At 67.1% G+C, this 14,498-nt stretch carries 13 protein-coding genes; 5 read left to right on the forward strand and 8 right to left on the reverse strand.

What is annotated here, in order from left to right:
* Window positions 1-22: 22 nt before the first annotated feature.
* Entirely contained in the window at window positions 23-1,321 is a 1,299-nt protein-coding gene (locus ACIQ3B_RS01810) for a cytochrome P450 (protein ID WP_397399585.1), read from the reverse strand.
* Window positions 1,322-1,457: 136 nt separating this feature from the next.
* Here ACIQ3B_RS01810 and ACIQ3B_RS01815 point away from each other — a divergent pair, with 136 nt between their 5' ends.
* Entirely contained in the window at window positions 1,458-2,531 is a 1,074-nt protein-coding gene (locus tag ACIQ3B_RS01815) for a hypothetical protein (protein WP_397399587.1), read from the forward strand.
* On the opposite strand, the gene ACIQ3B_RS01820 is transcribed toward ACIQ3B_RS01815, so the two are convergent.
* A complete protein-coding gene (locus tag ACIQ3B_RS01820; protein WP_397399589.1) occupies window positions 2,528-3,826 on the reverse strand; it encodes an O-acetylhomoserine aminocarboxypropyltransferase/cysteine synthase family protein in 1,299 nt (432 codons plus the stop codon). The two genes, ACIQ3B_RS01815 and ACIQ3B_RS01820, sit on opposite strands and share 4 nt — an antisense overlap.
* Before the next feature lie 161 nt (window positions 3,827-3,987).
* Here ACIQ3B_RS01820 and ACIQ3B_RS01825 point away from each other — a divergent pair, with 161 nt between their 5' ends.
* Complete coding sequence (locus tag ACIQ3B_RS01825) at window positions 3,988-4,539, forward strand: cytochrome b (protein ID WP_397399591.1); 552 nt, start codon at window positions 3,988-3,990, stop codon at window positions 4,537-4,539.
* A gap of 21 nt (window positions 4,540-4,560) precedes the next feature.
* Window positions 4,561-5,256, forward strand: coding sequence for a VIT family protein (locus tag ACIQ3B_RS01830; protein ID WP_397399644.1), 696 nt, complete (start codon window positions 4,561-4,563; stop codon window positions 5,254-5,256).
* Between the two features lie 16 nt (window positions 5,257-5,272).
* On the opposite strand, the gene ACIQ3B_RS01835 is transcribed toward ACIQ3B_RS01830, so the two are convergent.
* The 6 genes from ACIQ3B_RS01835 to cpaB are packed head-to-tail and all read right to left on the reverse strand — an operon-like array spanning window position 5,273 to window position 12,119.
* On the reverse strand, window positions 5,273-6,223 hold the full coding sequence (locus ACIQ3B_RS01835; protein ID WP_397399593.1) for a type II secretion system F family protein: 951 nt from the start codon (window positions 6,221-6,223) through the stop codon (window positions 5,273-5,275).
* A 4-nt stretch (window positions 6,224-6,227) separates the two neighbouring features.
* Window positions 6,228-7,196 carry a type II secretion system F family protein gene (locus ACIQ3B_RS01840; protein WP_397399595.1) on the reverse strand — a complete coding sequence of 323 codons (969 nt, stop codon included), beginning with the start codon at window positions 7,194-7,196 and terminating at the stop codon, window positions 6,228-6,230.
* Window positions 7,196-8,587 carry a CpaF family protein gene (locus tag ACIQ3B_RS01845; protein WP_397399597.1) on the reverse strand — a complete coding sequence of 464 codons (1,392 nt, stop codon included), beginning with the start codon at window positions 8,585-8,587 and terminating at the stop codon, window positions 7,196-7,198. The genes ACIQ3B_RS01840 and ACIQ3B_RS01845 overlap by 1 nt, the downstream gene beginning before the upstream one ends.
* Complete coding sequence (locus ACIQ3B_RS01850) at window positions 8,587-9,798, reverse strand: CpaE family protein (RefSeq protein ID WP_397399599.1); 1,212 nt, start codon at window positions 9,796-9,798, stop codon at window positions 8,587-8,589. The genes ACIQ3B_RS01845 and ACIQ3B_RS01850 overlap by 1 nt, the downstream gene beginning before the upstream one ends.
* A gap of 8 nt (window positions 9,799-9,806) precedes the next feature.
* Window positions 9,807-11,168 (reverse strand): type II and III secretion system protein family protein, encoded by a 1,362-nt coding sequence (locus tag ACIQ3B_RS01855; protein WP_397399601.1) that lies wholly within the window; start codon window positions 11,166-11,168, stop codon window positions 9,807-9,809.
* Window positions 11,169-11,171: 3 nt separating this feature from the next.
* The gene (gene cpaB, locus ACIQ3B_RS01860) at window positions 11,172-12,119 is read right to left on the reverse strand and encodes a Flp pilus assembly protein CpaB (RefSeq protein WP_397399603.1); all 948 of its coding nucleotides are present in this window, start codon (window positions 12,117-12,119) and stop codon (window positions 11,172-11,174) included.
* A 165-nt stretch (window positions 12,120-12,284) separates the two neighbouring features.
* On the opposite strand from cpaB, the gene ACIQ3B_RS01865 reads away from it, so the two are divergent.
* Together ACIQ3B_RS01865 and ACIQ3B_RS01870 are read left to right on the forward strand one after the other, a co-directional pair.
* A complete protein-coding gene (locus ACIQ3B_RS01865; protein WP_397399605.1) occupies window positions 12,285-13,214 on the forward strand; it encodes an aldo/keto reductase in 930 nt (309 codons plus the stop codon).
* Window positions 13,215-13,216: 2 nt separating this feature from the next.
* A complete protein-coding gene (locus tag ACIQ3B_RS01870) occupies window positions 13,217-14,434 on the forward strand; it encodes a CoA transferase (protein ID WP_397399607.1) in 1,218 nt (405 codons plus the stop codon).
* The last annotated feature ends 64 nt before the right edge of the window (window positions 14,435-14,498 follow it).

Here is a 14,498-nt window from a genome sequence, read left to right on the forward strand (position 1 = left end):
GCGATGGCGACCCCGCCGATCATCAGCTCATCTTGAAGCGGATAGGCAGGCGTTTGGGGCCGTTGACGAAGAAGCTTTCGCTCATGGCAGGTGTCCCGGCCATCTCGACAGATTCAAGTCTGGGCAGCAGTTCCTCCCAGAGAATGCGCATCTCCATCTTGGCCAGGTGCTGGCCGAGGCACAGGTGCGCGCCGTAGCCAAAGGCCAGATGCTTGTTGGGCGAGCGGTCGACGCGGAACTCGTCGGGGGCCTCGAAGACCTCTTCGTCGCGGTTGCCCGAGGCGTAGCAGAGCATCAGCCAGTCGTTCTGCTTCATCTGGCGACCGGCGAACTCGGTGTCGGCGGTGAGCGTGCGCATGAAGGTCTTCACCGGGGTGGTCCAGCGGATAGATTCGTCCACCAGGCCCGGGATCAGCGACAGGTCGGCCTTCACCTTGCGAAGCTGGCCAGGATTATCCACCAGCGCCCACATGGCGCCGGCCGTCGATGACGAGGTGGTGTCGTGGCCGGCCGTGGCGACGATGATGTAGTAGCCCATGGCCTCGAAGTCGGAGATGGGCGCGCCGTTGATCTGGCTGTTGGCGATCAGCGAGGCCAGATCATCGGTGGGATTGGCCCTGCGCGCGGCGGACAGGGCGCTGAAATAGTTGTTGAAATCGATGATCACGCCCATGTCGAAGGCTGGCTCGCCCCTCTCGGTGGTCTGCGCCTCATTCGGCTTGCGGCCAAGCTCGGGGTCGGTGGCGCCGAACAGCTCCTGGGTCAGCTTCAGCATCCGGGGCTCGTCGCTCTCGGGCACGCCCAGGATGGTCATGATCACGTGCAGCGGGAAGTGCAGCGCCACCTCATTGACGAAGTCGCACTCGCCGCCCTTGGCCGCCATCTTGTCGACCGAGGCGCGGGCGATGACGCGAATGCGTTCTTCCAGCTTCTTCAGGTTCTGGGGCATGAACCAGCCCTGGGTCAGGGCGCGGTACTTGGGATGATCCGGCGCGTCCATCTGCACCAGGGTGCGCAGCAGGTGGGGGCTACCGCCCATCATCTCGCGCACGCGCTTGTCAGCGGCCTGGCTGGTGAGCGTCGCGGCGCGGTCGCCATTGTGGAACAGGTCGTTCTGGCGGCTGATCTCGAGAATGTCGGCGTGTTTGGTGGCCACCCAGAACGGGTCAATGCCGTCGATCTTGGCCATGCCCATGGGCTCGTTGGCGCGCAGCCAGCGGTAGGTGTCGTGGATCCGGTTGTCAGCGTAGGCGGCCGGCATCGCCAGATGATCGGCATGGGCCTGGGGGATCATGTGGTCGGCGGCGGTGGTGGCGGACATTTGGTCTCCGGGGCAGCGGCCTGACGTGAGGTCACGCGAGACGACGCCGTCTGATTGTTCGTATCCTGAAGGGAGTTGATACCCCCAACGCGACGGCCCGCAAGTGTGACCGCGCGTCAACCGGAGACGCCAGGCGATGCTGACCAAGGGTGATGACTACCCGATCCACCAGACTCCCGAGCCGATCGCCTATTCAGGTTCGGACCGGAACTTCTATGACCGCTACTTTTTCAACGCCTATGCGCCGGATGGGTCGGCGTTCGCGGCCATCGCCTTTGGCGTCTATCCAGCGCTGAACGTGGCCGATGCGCACATCGCCATCGTCACGGACGGCAAGGAGCGTTGCCTGCACGCCTCGCGCGTCCTGGGTATGGAACGGCTGGACCTTAAGGTGGGGCCGATCGCCATCGACATCCTGGAGCCCCTGCAGAAGCTGAAGGTGACGATCCAGAAGACCGAGGGCATCGCCGGCGAGATCACCTTCGAAGGCCGCGCCTTTCCCATCGAGGAGCCGCGCTTCGTCAAGCGCAACGGCCCGCGCCTGTTCATGGACTACACCCGCCTGACGCAGAACGTGCGGGCCTCGGGCTGGCTGGAAGTGGACGGCGAGCGGATCGAGGTTGCCGGCTGGGTCGGCACCCGTGACCGCTCCTGGGGGATCCGTCCCGTCGGCGCGCCCGACACCCAGCCTACCCCCGGCGGCGGGATCACCGGCTTCTTCTGGCAATGGACCCCGCTGAACTTCGCCGACACATCCGTCTATTTCCACATCAACGCCGACCCGGACGGCAAGCCCTGGAACACCCGCGCTGTGATCCTCCCGGACGGCGCAGGCCCCGAGGGCGGCTATCACTCCGACGCCCCGGTGATGGAGACCGAAATCCTGCCCGGCACCCGGCATGCAAAATCCGGCAAACTGATCATCCCCCTGGCGCAGGGCGAGGCCACCGTGAAGATCGAGCCTGTCGCCACCTTCCTGATGCGCGGCATCGGTTATGGCGGTGAGTGGCGGCACGGTGCGCTCAAGGGCGAGCTGGCCGTGGCGCGCGAGGACCTGGACACGGTGAACTTCGACCACGCCGATCCCGGCAACCTGCACATCCAGGCCATCAGCCGCGCCACTCTGTCACAGCCGGGCCGGGACGATCAGGTGGGTGTGGGCGTGTTCGAACAGCTGATCCTTGGACCCTACCGGCCGCTGGGCTTCTAGACCCCTGCGGCCTTCAACGCCTGATCAAGGTCGGCGATGATGTCGTCCACGTGCTCGATGCCGATGGACAGGCGCACGTAGCCCGGCGTCACCCCGGTGGCGGCCTGTTCGTCGGGCGTGAGCTGGGAATGGGTGGTGGAGGCCGGGTGGATCGCGAGGCTGCGCGCATCGCCGATGTTGGCCACGTGGTAGAGCAGCTTCAGGGCGTTGATGAAGGCGGCGCCGGCCTCGACCCCGCCGGCCATTTCGAAGCCCACAAGGCCGCCGTAGCCGCCCTTCAGGTTGCGGTCTGCCCGCGCGCGGGCCTCGCCGGTCTGCAGGCTGGGGTGAATCACCCGGGTGACGCCAGCGCGCGCGGCCAGCCAGGCGGCGACCTTTGCAGCGTTGGCGCAATGGCGTTCCATCCGCAGCGCCAGGGTCTCGATACCCTGGATGATCTGGAAGGCGTTGAAGGGCGAGATGGCGGCGCCCAGATCGCGCAACAGGATCACGCGGGCGCGCAGGATGTAGGCGATGGGGCCGAGCGGCTTGACCGCCTGGGTCCACACCGCACCATGGTACGAGGCGTCGGGCGTGTTGAGCTGGGGCTGGCGTTCGGGGTTGGCTTCCCAGTCGAAATTGCCGCCGTCGACGATCAGGCCGCCGATGGAGGTGCCGTGACCGCCCAGGTATTTGGTAGCGGAATAGACCACGATGGCCGCGCCATGATCCAGCGGACGACAGAGCAGTGGTGCGGCGGTGTTGTCCATGATCAGCGGAATGCCAAACTCGCGGCCGATGGCGGCGACCTCGGCGATGGGGAAGACCTCGAGCTTCGGGTTCGGCAGGGTCTCGGCGTAGTAGGCGCGCGTGCGGTCATCAGTGGCGCGGCGAAAGGCTTCCGGGTCGGCAGGATCGACAAAGCGGACCTCGATGCCCTGGTCCTTCAGCGTGTTGGCGAACAGGTTCCAGGTGCCGCCATAGAGGGCGGTGGACGACACGATGTTGTCGCCCGCCCGCGCCAGGTTCTGCACGGCATAGGCCGACGCCGCCTGCCCGGACGCCACAGCCAGAGCGCCCACGCCGCCCTCCAGCGCCGCGACACGCTTTTCGAGCACGTCGGTCGTGGGGTTCATGATGCGGGTGTAAATGTTGCCCAGTTCGGACAGCGAGAAGAGCGCAGCGGCATGGCCCGCGTCGCGGAACTGGTAGGATGTCGTCTGGTGGATCGGCACCGCTACCGAGCCGGTCGATGGATCAGCCCGCCAGCCGGCGTGGACGACCAGGGTTTCGGTGTGGAGCGGGGCGTCGGACATGGCGGAGCGTTCCTGGGTCTGGCGGTCAACGCCGCTGTCAGGGCGCATTCTAGCCTAACCGACCCCGGATAGAAGGCCCCGGCGCACATCTGGCCCGTTGCGCCTTATCAATGCAGCGCCGCACGGGATCGCCGATCTGAAAGGTTACGGGAGACCGCCACATGTCATTGACCAACACGAAGGCCGCCTACGGCTGGATCGCCATCGCGCTGCACTGGATCAGCGCAATCGGCGTCGTGGCAATGTACGTCCTGGGCGAGCAGATGGAGGACGCCCCGGACAAGGTCGCAAAAGCCGCCGCCCAGGGCCTGCACGTCTCCGTCGGCGCCCTGCTGTTCACCTTTCTGCTGGCGCGGCTTTTGTGGAGCCTGTCGCAACCGCATCCGGATTCGTTCGAGCGGAACAAATGGTTCCGCATTGCCGCGAGGGTCGTCCAGGGATTGTTTCTGCTGATGATCGCCGTGCTGATCGTCACGGGACCGCTCGCGGTGTGGTCTGCGCCGCGGGCCATCACCGTGTTTGACCTGTTCAGCCTGCCCAGTCCGTTTCCGACCCGTATCGTGTGGCTGCATGACCTTGCGGAAGATATGCACGGTCTGGCGAAGAAGCTGTTCTGGCCCCTCGTCGTCCTGCACGTCGGGGGCGCTGTGAAGCACCTGCTGCTGGATCGTGACAGGACCTTTCAGCGTATGCTCTGGGTCCGTCGCACCTGAAACGATGGAGCCACACTGATGATGAGTCGACTTCACGCGGAACGACATCTGGTGCAGCGGATCGGCTGGCTACGGGCCGCAGTCCTCGGGGCCAACGACGGCATCGTCTCGACCGCCAGCCTGATCGTCGGTGTCGCCGCAGCCGCGCAGGGCCGGACCGAGATCCTCGTGGCCGGCGCAGCGGGCCTGGTAGCCGGCGCCATGTCGATGGCGGCCGGAGAATATGTCTCGGTCAGCTCGCAATCCGATACCGAGGGCGCAGACCTGGCGCGGGAGCGGGCGGAGCTGGCCACCCAGCCTGAACTGGAGCTCGATGAACTGGCAGGCCTCTACGCGGCGCGCGGCGTCGAGCCCGCCCTGGCCCGGCAGGTCGCGACCCAGCTGATGGCGAGGGACGCCCTGGGCGCCCACGCCCGTGACGAACTCGGCATCTCGGAGATCACGACGGCCCGCCCGATCCAGGCCGCGCTGACCTCGGCCATGACATTCTCGGTCGGCGCCGCCCTGCCGCTGGCGGCTGCGACCTTCTCGCCCCAAGCCGTGATCACCCCGGCGGTGTCCACCGCCTCGATCCTGTTCCTGGTCCTGCTGGGCGCCGTTGGCGCCAGGGCGGGCGGCGCGCCGGTGCTGAAAAGCGTGTTGCGGGTGACCTTCTGGGGCGCCGCCGCCATGGCCCTCACCGCGGGCGTCGGCCTGATGTTCGGTGTGGCCGCCTAGTTCGACCGCGCCCGGATCACTTGTCGCCGAAGATGTGAACCACCCGCGCCGCCGCCGGCAGCAACAGGGCCGCCAGCAACGAGGGGAAGATAAACAGGATCAGGGGCACCGTCAGCTTGGCCGATAGTCCCAGCGCCTTCTCCTCGGCCCGCAGCATCCGCTTGGAACGCATGTCGGCGGAGAACACGGAGAGCGTCTCCCCCAGGCTCGTGCCCATCTCCTCGGCCTGACGCAACATGGTGGCCAGCTGGCGCGCGTCGTCGATGCCCAGGCGGTCAGCGAAAGCGGTCCAGGCGTCCTTGCGGGCGCGGCCGGCGCGTAGTTCCAGCACCAGGAACCGCAGATGCACCGTCAGCGTCGGGTAACGACGCTCCAGCTCCTCGGTCACCCGGGTGACGCCCGCGTCAAGCGACAGTCCGGCCTCGACCGAGGCCCCCAGCAGATCCAGCAGGTCGGGAAACCCGTCCGAATACTCCCGCTCACGCGTGATCTTGCGCTGTTTAAGCACGAAGTCGGGGCCGTAGAGGGCGGCCAGCGAGAGCCCCACCGCGATCCCCAGGGCCACGAGATTTCCACCCTTGTGAGCGATCATGGACGGCAGCGTCAGCACCACGCCCAGTGTCGCCAGCGCCACGCCGATCGCCTTGATGCCCATGAAGATGATCGGCGCCTCGCGGGAATAGAACCCCGCCTGCATCAGCCGTGAGCGCATCTCCGAAACCTTGGCCGGGTCGCTGACCGCGCTCTGCTGGCCCAGTTTGCGAACCGCGCCCACCAGCTGGGCCGAAATCGCTGCGCCCGGGATGGCCCCGTTTCCGGCCGAGCGGCGGCCCTCGACCGTGCCGGTCAGGCGGTTGCGGCGCTGGGCGCGCGTACGCAGCTCGCCGAACCCCACCAGACCAAGGCCGCCGATCGCGCCAACGGTCAGAACCAGGCCAACAAGATAGATGATGGTTTCAAGGTTCATGGCGTCAGAGCCGCATGTCGATCATGCGCCGCATGATCATGTTGCCGAGGAAGATCCAGAAGCCGACCGCCGCCAGGCCGTACTTCACCATCGGCTGGTCGATGACATCGCCGTAGAAGTGTGGCGAGGAGATCATGATGAAGCCCACGGCGATGAAGGGCGCGGACGTCAGGATCATCGCCGAGGCGCGGCCTTCCGAGGAAGCGGCCTTGATCTTCAGCCGCATCTTGTGGCGGTCCCGCACGGTATGGGCGTTGAGCTTGAGCAGGCCCGTCAGATTGCCGCCGGTCTTTTCCTGCAGGCGCACGGTGGCGGCAAAGAGGTCGACGTCAGGGTGCTGGCAGCGCTCCGACATCCGCTCGATCGCCTGCTCGAGGGTGGCGCCGTAGGCGATCTCGTCAGCGGCCATGCCAAACTCGGTCCCGATGGGATCGGGCAACTCGCGGCCCACCAGATTGACAGCGGACGGCACCGGGTGCCCCGCTTCCAGCGACCGCACGATGATGTCCAGCGCCTGGGGCAACTGCAGACCAAGCGCCGCAGCGCGCTGGCCCGCCTTCACCTTGAGCAGTCCCAGCGGAGCGACGACGCCGCCCAGCAGGGCGCCGCCGGCAAAACCAAGTGGCGTGCGGGTCAGGACGCCAACCAGTATGCTACCCAGCACCGTGGCGGCGGCCAGATACATCAGCCATTTGCTCTGGTCGTAGGGCAGGCCGGAGGCGACGATCAGGTCGGACAGCCAGCGCAGGCCACCCGGGCGCCCGCCAGACGACGTCAGCCCTCGCCGTTTCCTGAGCTCGATCACCAGGGCCGAGACCCCTTCGACCTTCTCACCGATCTTGAGGCGCTGGTTCAGCTTGCGCTTCTGGGTCGCGACCGTGAGCATGCCGACCAGCCCCTGGACGCCGGCGAACACGGCGGCAGCGACCATCACCATGACCACCAGCTTGGCGTCGATCACGAGCCCGAACATCAGCCCAGTACCTTCGAGGGGTCAAAGTTGGCGGTGTCGTACGGAATGCCGCGACGGATCATCTCGTCCAGGCAGAGGGGCCTGAGGCCCGTCGCGCGGAATTCGCCGAACACCTCACCATCGGCGCCGGTGTGCGTCCGGTTGAACACAAAGATGTCCTGCATCTGCACGACCTGGCCTTCCATGCCGGTGATCTCGGTGACATGGGTGACCTTCCGCTTGCCGTCCGACAGGCGCATCACCTGCACCACGAGCCCTACGGCGGCGGCGATCTGGTGGCGTACGGCGTCGGCGCCGATATTCAGCCCCCCCATGGCCACCATCTGTTCGAGACGGCTGATGGCTTCGCGCGGATTATTGGAGTGGATCGTCGCCATCGAGCCTTCGTGGCCGGTATTCATGGCCTGAAGCATGTCGAAGGCTTCTTCGGACCGCACCTCGCCCAGGATCACCCGGTCGGGTCGCATCCGCAGGGCGTTCTTGACCAGCTCGCGCTGACGGATCTCGCCCTTGCCCTCGATGTTCGGCGGCCGCGTCTCCATGCGCACCACGTGCGGCTGCTGCAGCTGCAGCTCGGCCGCGTCCTCTATGGTGATCAGGCGCTCGCCCTCGCTGATCGCCGACGACAGGGCGTTGAGCAGGGTGGTCTTGCCCGACCCGGTGCCGCCGGAAATCACGGTCGAGACCCGGCTCCGGACGGCCCCATAGAGAAAGTCGGACATCGACTGGGTCATGGCCCCGAATTCGACCAGCTTCTCCAGCGTCAGCGGCTTCTTGGAGAACTTCCGGATGGAGACCGAGCATCCGTCAATGGCCACCGGCGGGATGGCGGCATTGACCCGGCTACCGTCGGGCAGACGCGCGTCGACCATTGGCTGGCTTTCGTCGATCCGGCGGCCGACAGCGGCGACGATGCGGTTGACGATGCGCAGCAGGTGGTCGTTGTCGCGGAAGCGGATCGGGGTGAGCTCCAGCTCACCGCGCCGCTCGATGTAAACCTGATAGGGTCCATTGATCAGGATGTCGTTGATCGAGTCATCCTTCAGCAGTGGCTCGATGGGTCCCAGCCCCACCATCTCGTCGTAGATCGAGGCGCCCAGCGCCTCGAGCTCCCTGGCGTTCAGCGCCATGCGCTCGATGCGGGCGAACTCGGTGACCTGACCCAGCACCTGACGGCGAAGCTCCGCCTCGTCCAGCTTGTCCAGCTTGGCGAGATCCAGTTCCTCGATCAGCTTGGCGTGCAGACGCAGGCGCAGGTCCAGCCCGGCGTCGCGCGCCGGCGACTTCGGCTTGGATTCCACGCGGGCCGCCGGGGTCGCGACCGGCGGCGGCGCTGCCGGGGCGGCGGGAGCCGGTGCGGGCGCGGAACGGGCCAAGCTGAAGCGGCTCATCAGGCGGCCTTCTGGGCGGTGTCGCGCCGCAGCGGCTGGGCGGCCAGCCGCTCTACCATCTGCTGGATGTCCTTGACGATCTTCGACTTGGGGCGGTGCTGGGCGATCGGACCACCCAGATTGACCGACGCGGCGGCGGCTTCCCAATCCGAACTGACCCCGGCCTCAGCCTTGCGCTGAAGGGCCTTCTCGGCCTCCATTACCGAGGGCGCAGGTCCAAACATCCGGTTGGCCAGGCGGTTCAATACGATTCGCGGACGAAGACCGACAGCGACGCCGACCCCCTCCTCGATCTCGTCCGACTGGGCGCGCGCGGCGAGCAGGGCCGGAACGGTCAGCTCCGAGATCACCAGCACCTCATCGCACCCGGCCAGCGCCTCCAGCGTCCAGCTGCGGCGATGGCGTGGCACATCCAGGATCACCCAGTCGTAGACCTCGCAGGCCACTTCCAGCATGCGCAGGATGGCGTCGCGACCGACGGTTTCGAACGCGGATGGATCGCGCACGCCGGCCACCAGATCTAGTCCCTTGCAGACCGGAGTAACAAAGGCCTGCAACATGGCCGCATCGATCCGGTCGGCGGCGTTGCCGAAGTCTGAGAGGCGCATGGTCGGCGCAGCACCCAGATAGGCTGCAGCCGCCCCGTCGGTCAGATTGAGGTCCACCAGACAGACACTGCGATCCTTGCCGGACCGGGTGGCCAGACCGTAAGCGATCTCGATCGCCACGGTAGTGGCGCCACACCCCCCCACCGCGCCGGTCACGGCCCAGCAACGCGAGCCACCGACCTCGCCGGTCGCCGCCGAAAGCACGGGTTGGGCGCGCGCCAGCAGATTCTGGATCTCCCCGGCCATTTGCTGGTCGGTGTAGGGCGCCTCCAGGATGTCGGCCGCCTCCAGCCGCATCAGGTTGCGGACCAGACCGGCAGGCAGGTTGGCGCCCACCACCAGCACCGGCGGGCAGGCCTTCAGCGCCGATAGCGCCTGGACGGCCGCGGCCAGGGCCGGCGCCTCCCAGGCGTCGGCGTCGATCAGGACCAGGTCGAACGCGCCAGCCGCCAGGGTCTGGAGTTGGGGGATGGCCCCCATCTGGACGGTCGCACCCTGAAGGGGACCCTCGATCAGGTTCGCTAACGCGGCGCCCAGCGCGAGCACGCGGCGGCCGTCAATGAGGTTGGCAGGGGGCGGTGACGCGGACTTCAAACGCAACATGACTGGCGCTACTTCTTCCCGCTAAGGCTGTTGGCGGCGACCGGCGGACCAAGGTCACGCGCCATGGGCCGGTCAAGGGACTTGCCACGCAGGAACAGGTCCGCCGCAGAGGGTTCGCGACCGGGCAGGCTATCAACCGGCGTGATCTGGCGTTCCTCGGCGGTGGCCAGACGTGGCGTCACGATGATCAGCAACTCGGTCTCCGCGCGCTTGAACCGCGCCGAGCGGAACAGGGCGCCCAGCACCGGAATATCACCGAGCCAGGGAGTCTGGGCCGTGTTGTTCTGGTAGTCGTGCTGGAACAGTCCGGCCATGGCGAAGCTGTCGCCGGACTTCAGCTCCAGTGTGGTGGATGCGCGTCGCACGGACAGCGCCGGTATGTTGACGCCATTGATGGTCAGGGATCGGTTGGGATCCAGCTGGCTGACCTCGGGCTCTACACTCATCCGGATCCAGCCATTATCCTGCACCTTGGGGGTGAAGTTCAGACGGACGCCGTAGGGGCGGAACTCAATGGTGATGCCGTCACGACCCGTAGGCACCGGGAACGGGAACTCCCCACCCGCCAGGAAGCTGGCCTTCTCGCCGGAGATGGCCACCAGATTTGGCTTGGCCAGGGTCCGGATCACGCCCCGCTCTTCCAGGGCCTGGATCTGCGTATCGATCCGGGTGCTGCCCGACCCGCCACGGGTGGTCAGGACGCCGGCGGCGGGGGTCAGGCCGACCAGGCCTGAACCGCTCAACATCGAGAACGACCCATTGGCCACGTTCAGGTTCACCCCGAGGTCCTGCATGGCGTTCCGGCTGGCCTCGAGGATACGGACCTCAAGGATGATCTGCTGTGACGCCCGTACGGTGATGCGGGAAATGACCGAGTCGGGCGCATATTTGGCGGCGATCCGCTCGGCCCCGGCCTGCACGCCGGTGGTGGAAACTTCCCCCGCCAGCATCAGCGCCTCGCCCAGGTTTCGCACCTTCAACCCCTCGCCGGGGAAGGCGGCGGCGAAGTCCTGCTGAAGGCCGTCGGAGTCGTAGCCAACCCGGATGTCGATCACCTCCTGCAGCCGCCCGCCAGCGCCGTAGACCAGCAGGTTTGTGGACCCGAACTCGATGCCCTGGACATAGAAGCTGGAGTCGCTGGTCGCCGTGACCTTGGCGATGTCCGGCTGGGCGATGACGATCCGCGAGGCCGCCTGGGGCAGTCGGAACGACAGGGATTTGTCGCGCGGAACATGGATTGTCCGGCGCAAGACCGGCTCGCTCGACAGGGATTGGGCCGCTGCGGGGACGGGTGTCGCCAGCGGAACCAGCGGCGCCAGCGAAAGCGCCAGCAGCCCAAGAGCGGTTCTGGAAATCCGACGGGGGGTCATGGCCTATCCGATCGCGCCGACGCCGGCGGAGCCGGCCTGGGGGTTGGCGCCGCCAGCCGCGTTCGCGGCAGGGGGCGGTGCAGGTGCGGGCGCCCGGCGCGAGCCGCCGCCACGCTTGGAGGGTTCGCCCTCGATGATCAGGATCGCCGAGTACGACCGGGCCGGACCGCGCGACACTGCGCGTCCGCCCCCGGTGCTGCGACCACCGCCGCTGCCCACCAGAAAGTCGGAGGTGCGCAGGGGTGTGGCGTCGGCGATGACCGCCTCGCCGTTGCGCCGCAACGCCAGCGACAGGGTGCCCAGGGTGGAGGCCACCGAGAGTTTCTGTGAGTCCTCGACCGAGACCTCGAGGGTGGCCGTGTTGGGGCTGGCGGGCTTGTTCGAGGTGGGGTCAGCGTTCAGATCGACACCCAGCACGCGGGAGTTCTGAACCACCACATAGGAGATGAAGTTCCGCTCGGGCCCGGTGGGCGTCAGGTCGCGCATCAGCACCACGTCCACGCGATCTCCAGGCAAGGCATGGCCGCCCACGCCCGTGGCGTCATCCACCTTCACCGCATAGGCCCGCATGCCCTCGGCCACCTCGGCCGCCACCGACGGCCGCGCGCCCGGGCCGGAGACCTTGGTGGGCAGGATCGCCTCACGCTCGGAAATCGGGAACAGCACCACCGGCGCGCCGCCGTTGTCCGCCGCCAGCGCGGCGGCGACGGAGGTGAAGGCGCCGGCGGGCACCGCGTTTTCGGGCGCCTTGATCACCTTCAGCATGCCGGCGTCCAGCTTCTCGCCATAATTGATAGCGCGGGCGGCGACGACGAGCGGCGCGCCCTTCATCTCTTGGACGACCGGACTTTTCGCTGCCGAGGCGCTGGGCAGCGCGATCTTGGCCACAAAAAGGGCGCCGAGGCCGAGGACCGCGGAAACCCCAAGGCTGGCGATGGTTACGAGCCGCATCTATTGATCCGCCGCGAGTTTCTGTCTGATCTCGCAACGTTAACGACAACCGACTTGCGACATCGCCAACAATCACAGTGAACGTAGGCTTAAGCATGATCCCGCTGGCGCTTCTCTCGCCGGGACAGCTAGAAACGGCCCGACAACAGATGAGGGAGATGACGGATGAAGGTGCGCCGGCTGGGTAACTCGGGACTGAAGGTCAGTGTGGTGGGCCTGGGCTGCAACAATTTCGGCATGCGGATCGACCAGGGCCAGACCCAGGCCGTCGTGGACGCCGCGATCGACGCGGGCATCACCCTGTTCGACACGGCCGACATCTATGGCGGCACGCAGTCAGAGGTTTTCCTGGGCAAGGCGCTGGGCAAGCGACGCCATGAGATCGTGCTGGCCACCAAATTCGGCATGCAGATCGGCCAAGACCCCAGGAAGCGCGGGGGATCGCGCCGCTGGATCATGACGGCGGTCGAAGACAGCCTTCGCCGGCTAGGCACCGACCACATCGACCTCTATCAGCATCATCAGTCCGACGGCGATACCCCGGTGGACGAGACGCTGCGCGCGCTGGACGACCTCGTCACGCATGGCAAGGTCCGCTACCTCGGCAACTCCAACTACACCGGCTGGCAGATCGCCGACGCCGACTGGAGCGCCGCCGGCCAGACGCGGTTTGTGTCAGCACAGAACCTCTACTCCCTGCTGGAGCGCGATGTTGAGCGCGAGGTATTGCCGGCCTGCCAGCATTTCGGCCTGGGCTTCCTGCCGTTCTTCCCGCTCGCATCGGGCCTGCTGTCGGGCAAGTACAAGCGCGGCGAGGCGCCGCCAGAAGGTACGCGGCTGGCCGCCTGGGGCGCGCGCGGCGCCCAGGCGATGAGCGACCGCAACTTTGACCGGATCGAGGCGCTCGAGGCGTGGGCGTCCGAGCGCGGGCATACGATCCTGGAGCTGGCCTTCGCCTGGCTGCTGGGTCATGAGGCGGTGTCCTCGGTGATCGCCGGCGCCACGTCGCCGGAGCAGGTCCGCACCAATGCTGCCACCGCGGAGTGGCGGCTCACGCCCGATGAGGTGGCCGAGGTCGGAAAGCTGGTGGCCTGACCATGTACGATCTTCTGAAAGGCCTGCGCGTCGTTGAGGGATCGGCTTTTGTCGCCGCGCCCACCTGCGGTCTCTATCTGGCCCAGATGGGCGCCGAGGTGATCCGGTTCGACAATATCGGCGGCGGTCCGGATTACCGGCGCTGGCCGTTGGCTGACAATGGCGCCAGCCTCTACTGGGAGGGGCTGAACAAGGGCAAGAAGTCGGTGGCCCTGGACCTCTCGGGGCCCGCAGGGCGTGAGATCGCCCAACGGCTTGCCGCCTCCCCCGGTGATGACGCCGGCCTGTTTGTGACCAACTTCCCGGTCGACGGGTTCCTGTCCTACGAGAAGCTCAGCGCCCTTCGCACCGATCTCATCTGCGTGCGGGTCATGGGCTGGGCCGACGGCTCGCAGGGCATGGACTACACGATCAACTCGGCATTGGGCCTGCCATTGATGACAGGGCCGGCCGACGACGACCGGCCGGTCAACCACGTGCTGGCGGCCTGGGACCTGCTCACCGGCGCCTACTGCGCATTTGGCCTGGTGTCTGCGCTTCTGGCGCGTCATCGCGGAGCCGGTGGGCGTGAGATCCGGGCCCCGTTGTCGGACATCGGCGCAGCGTCCATGGCCAACATGGGCTTCACCGCCGAGGCGATGCTGGCCGGCCACCAGCGCCCCCGCATGGGCAATGACGTGTTCGGCGCCTTCGGCCGCGACTTCACCACCCGCGACGGGCAGAAGCTGATGCTGCTGGCGATCACGCCCAAGCAGTGGAGCAAGGCCCTGGAAGCGCTGGGTATCGGCGCCGAGGTGTCGGCCGTGGAGGCGGCGTTGGGCGTCTCCTTCGCAACCGACGAAGGCTTGAGGTTCACCCACCGCGCGCGGCTCTATCCGCTGTTCGAGCGGGCGTTCGCGGCGAAGGACGCCGCCGCCCTGACACCGGCCTTCGACGCCGGCGGCGTCACCTGGGGCAGCTACCAGACCCTGGAAGCCGCTCTCGAGGACACCCGCCTCTACAAGAACAACCCGGTGTTCGAGGCCGTGAAACACCCCAGCGGCCTCACCTACCCCGCCCCCGGCGCCATGGGCACGATCCCGCAGGACGAACGTGGACCGGTGCTACCGGCGCCGAAACTGGGTCAACACACGGACGAGGTGCTGGCCGAGGTGCTGGGCATGAGCAGCGGCGAGATCGGCAAGCTGCACGACGCGGGCGTGGTGGCAGGGGCCAGCTGACCCTAGAGCACGACAGCTTGAAGTGGATACCGGTTCAAGCGCCCGTCGTGCTCTAAACATTTGA

Source organism: Phenylobacterium sp., assembly GCF_044358365.1.
Taxonomy (GTDB): Bacteria; Pseudomonadota; Alphaproteobacteria; order Caulobacterales; family Caulobacteraceae; genus Phenylobacterium.